Origin of the sequence: Nostoc sp., assembly GCF_036916985.1 — a bacterium.
In the GTDB taxonomy this organism is placed as follows: domain Bacteria; phylum Cyanobacteriota; class Cyanobacteriia; order Cyanobacteriales; family Nostocaceae; genus Nostoc.
This window is the reverse complement of the sequence record NZ_JBALFD010000024.1, coordinates 1-3,720: the sequence shown is the minus strand read 5'-3', so window position 1 is coordinate 3,720 and position 3,720 is coordinate 1. Positions and strand designations below refer to the sequence as shown.

Here is a 3,720-nt window from a genome sequence, read left to right as displayed (position 1 = left end):
TCGATTCATCGGTTAAAACTGCTGAAATGCTTGCTATGTATACATTTTATCAGTTTTACGCTCCGGTTTTTTCTGAGTTTGTGAGAAATCCGGGTCAGGCAGGATATCAAGCAACTTAAATTTTCCTTTTAAGCCGTGAAAGCTAGAAATAGCAAGAGTTTAGCAGCAGATTCTATTTTCAATAACTTTATTTTAATGACAATAAACCATGAAAGAATAGGATTTTGATATGGGCGGATACAAAAGCGATCGCTCTGTCGAAAAAGAAATCAGATTCTTCATCAGAGGTATTTCCACTCTTTAGATTCACTGTCTTCACTTTGGGGCGCATAACTTGAGCAACCCAGTTTGAAATCATAAAGCAAGCAAGTTGCTCACATTATGGTTTAGATTACATAGTAATACAAGACTACAACACAAAATAAGTAACCCTTATCTTTTATCCGACATAATCTACGATAAAAACTACTTTTCTAGATAGCTCAGTATTGCAAGTATAATTTTATGCTTACAATACGTAGTTAAGCAACTTTCTTATAGAATATTAAAGAATTAGGTATAAATTATTATCAGCACTGGTACAGGATAATAACAAAGTTCTAAATGGTGCCGAAAGTAATACCCTGTTGTTTGAGCCACTGACGGTATGCAATAGAATAGCGATCGCTCGGTAAATGTACTTCTGCTTGCAAATTTAAAGGTAAGCGTCGGGGTTGCTGGGAATTGACAATGGCAATATCTTGACTAGCAACAAGATTTTGAATATTTAGATAGACTTCAACTGGAATTTCACGGGCGCTGTTTACCATTAACCAATATTGGGTCACGCACTCATCTTCATCGACTGGCGTAATTGTATAGAAGACATTTAGACGATGCTCTCCAGGTCCAAGTTTAAAGTATGCCACTAGCGGACGGAAGATACGGTAATGGTAAGTGTTGAAAATCATTGGCGCTTCTTTCGGATTAGCCGAACTAAAATCTAGTTCCCACAAACCACATTTGAAACTAATCTGATCTCCAAGAGACTCTAATTCATAATGCGTCAACTCAGGACGACTAGCGTGGGCGAATAATCCCGAATGCATAATTGGGAAGTGTGCCGGATCGATAAAATTTTCCAGCGTCCGCAGGGGGCTAGAGTGATAGTGGTAGGGGCCACAGAAAATTTTGCGATAAACCGGATCGTCCCACTCAGAAAATGGAGCTATATCTTGTTTTGGTGTTCCTAAACAAACCCAGAGCAAATCGTAACGCTCAAGAAGTTGGTAAGTTTTAACACAAGCTCGTGCGGGAGGCGATTGGTCTGGATTAGCTGGAGCTAGTATACATTGACCTTCGCTGTTAAAGGCTAAACCGTGGTATGAACAAACAAGGGTCTGTTTATTGACATATCCCAAAGAAAGACGAGCGCCACGATGAGGGCAAAGGTCTTGCCAAGCTAGAACTTTGTCGCCATTATGCCAAAGTACTAAATCTAAGCCTAATAAACGCTTGTGCAGAACTGTTCCAGGTTGGAGGTCTTGCGAGCGGGCTATTACATGCCAATCATTCAGCAAAATCTGGTCTTGCACCATGAGTATCGACACCCTTGAGGTCAAATACCTATATCTTAATCAGAGTGAACATGAAACTTGAACTTGATTTTTGAAGCGATCTGGTACTCTGGGCGCTTGCTTTTCGCTACCATCAACTACAAAAATCATCTACCCGAATATCTCGCCAGACATCAGACACTTGCCAGCCGGAATTGCCCACAGATTGTACTGGAGGATTGTCAAGCAATGGAATATAGTCGGGAACTCTAGGCTCTGAAATCGCTACTGGTTTCTCCTCAACCTCAACCACAGGGGCAGTAGAATTGTCAGTATTAGCTTCAAGAAGAAGTTGGTCTTCTGCTTCTTCGATCAACTTCATCTGTTTCAGAGTAAGCTTGTCGGATTTTTTGATGATCTTCTTAGTATCTGTATCATTAGAAGTTTTCATTGGCTGTTCCCTTGAAGGCATTGGCAAAAAAGTTGTCTGAGTAAATTTGGGAGAAGTTAGGTATAAATAATTTGCACGGAATTAACAAGGTACACCAAATCGATGGAAAATACGAGTCCCTTGCAGAAGAATTTATTAATTGTGTACAAATCTGTTTTTGGGTAGATGTCCCAGCATAATCTGTTGCACAGATGCAAGTATTAAGCGTAGGCGTAGCTCGCCGCAGGCATCGCTTTTTTCCTCATGACTGTACTTCAAGATTGTTTTGCGCTTTTGACTCCTAATAAACAGATAATAGATGGTTGAGAGTTCTCGCTCATTAGGAACAGCGTTGAGAAACTTATCAGGTGAAAAAGGCACAATCTTAGTAGTAGATGACGAAGCCAGCATTCGCCGAATTTTACAGACGCGTCTTGAGATGATTGGCTACAATGTAGTCCAAGCTTCTGATGGTGAAGAAGCTTTATTAGCCTTTCGTAAAGAAACTCCCGACTTAATCGTTCTGGATGTGATGATGCCAAAGCTGGATGGTTACGGTGTCTGTCAAGAAATACGGAAACAATCAGATGTGCCAATCATTATGCTTACAGCCTTGGGAGATGTAGCAGATCGGATCACTGGGCTAGAACTAGGTGCTGATGACTACATGACGAAACCTTTCTCACCCAAGGAATTAGAGGCAAGAATTCGCTCGTTGCTGCGACGAAGAAACGATAGAACAACTACTGCTGCTATTTATAATTTGGGAGTAATGGTTGTAAACAATCTCAAAATTGATACCAATAAGCGACAAGTCTACAAAGCAGGTGAGCGGATTACATTAACGGGTGTAGAGTACAGCTTACTAGAGTTATTGATGAGCTATCCCGGCAAATCTTTCACTCGTGGAGAAATATTGCAGCAAGTGTGGGGTTATAGTGCAGAACAACATGCAGATACTCGTGTGGTGGATGTGCATATCTCACGTTTGCGCTCGAAGTTAGAAGATGATCTGGAAAATCCAGAATATATACTCACTGCAAGAGGAAGTGGTTACTTTTTTCAACGAATTCCTCAACTAGAGCATTAATCACGAAACCGCCAAATGTCAGTTGTTTGAGGTTGATGAAGTTCTTTGTCTTAATTGTAGTGTCTTGATAGATAGGTACAGGAAATTAGTACAATTTTTGGATACTGGAGTTTTCATTTTTGAAAAAGCATTTGAGCCAAAGTCTACCTATAGCACCAAGCCGGAAACTGAAGATTACGATCTTAACAGTAGGTTCAAGAGGAGATTTGCAACCATACTGCGCTTTGGCTATTGGCTTGAAACGTGCGGGGCATGAAGTAACCGTAGCAACCCATGAGAACTTTGAGCCATTTGTGAGGAAGTTCGATTTAAAGTTTGCAGCGATCGCTGGCAATATGGAAGAGTTTCTGCAATCGAAACAAGGGCAGCGATTGATTGCGGGAGAAAAGTTGAAAAAAGAAGAAGGAGATAAGCTTTTACTTCAACAGTTAGAATCAGCTTGGAGTGCGTGTGTTGGAAGTGAGGTAATTATCTATACGCCATTAGCTACCTTTGGATATCAAGCCAATTCGCAATTCGCAATTCGCAGTTCGCAGTTAATTAACGCACCTATCTAAATTCTAAATTGAATAAGTAAGTCGTGGAGAAAATTTATAACTATGTAACAAACAATTAAGGGGAAGAGTTAGAGTTAAATCTTATACGTTGTGTACTGTAATTTCCCT

5 protein-coding genes are annotated in these 3,720 nt (G+C 40.3%); 2 read left to right on the top strand and 3 right to left on the bottom strand.

From position 1 onward, the window contains the following. Positions 1 to 187: 187 nt before the first annotated feature. The 3 genes from V7L07_RS09500 to V7L07_RS09490 all read right to left on the bottom strand — a co-directional run bounded on the left by V7L07_RS09500 (position 188) and on the right by V7L07_RS09490 (position 1,986). Positions 188 to 358: a hypothetical protein gene (locus tag V7L07_RS09500; protein WP_335057173.1), complete on the bottom strand. Its 171-nt coding sequence runs from the start codon at positions 356 to 358 to the stop codon at positions 188 to 190. A gap of 241 nt (positions 359 to 599) precedes the next feature. Next, on the bottom strand, positions 600 to 1,577 hold the full coding sequence (locus tag V7L07_RS09495) for an aromatic ring-hydroxylating dioxygenase subunit alpha (RefSeq protein WP_335057171.1): 978 nt from the start codon (positions 1,575 to 1,577) through the stop codon (positions 600 to 602). A gap of 112 nt (positions 1,578 to 1,689) precedes the next feature. Beyond that, a complete protein-coding gene (locus tag V7L07_RS09490) occupies positions 1,690 to 1,986 on the bottom strand; it encodes a hypothetical protein (protein WP_292877248.1) in 297 nt (98 codons plus the stop codon). 298 nt (positions 1,987 to 2,284) lie between these two features. Between V7L07_RS09490 and rpaB the strand changes: the two genes are divergently transcribed. Both rpaB and V7L07_RS09480 read left to right on the top strand, forming a co-directional pair. Continuing rightward, positions 2,285 to 3,055: a response regulator transcription factor RpaB gene (gene rpaB / locus V7L07_RS09485; protein WP_335057167.1), complete on the top strand. Its 771-nt coding sequence runs from the start codon at positions 2,285 to 2,287 to the stop codon at positions 3,053 to 3,055. A gap of 119 nt (positions 3,056 to 3,174) precedes the next feature. Then, positions 3,175 to 3,612, top strand: a complete 438-nt coding sequence (locus tag V7L07_RS09480; RefSeq protein WP_335057165.1) for a glycosyltransferase — start codon at positions 3,175 to 3,177, stop codon at positions 3,610 to 3,612. Positions 3,613 to 3,720 lie beyond the last annotated feature (108 nt).

Excerpts from the sequence above, each read along its gene's own strand:
- V7L07_RS09500 (WP_335057173.1), bottom strand. The coding sequence starts at position 358 with ATGATTTCAAACTGGGTTGCTCAAGTTATGCGCCCCAAAGTGAAGACA.
- V7L07_RS09490 (WP_292877248.1), bottom strand. The coding sequence starts at position 1,986 with ATGAAAACTTCTAATGATACAGATACTAAGAAGATCATCAAAAAATCC.
- V7L07_RS09495 (WP_335057171.1), bottom strand. The coding sequence starts at position 1,577 with ATGGTGCAAGACCAGATTTTGCTGAATGATTGGCATGTAATAGCCCGC.
- rpaB (WP_335057167.1), top strand. The coding sequence starts at position 2,285 with ATGGTTGAGAGTTCTCGCTCATTAGGAACAGCGTTGAGAAACTTATCA.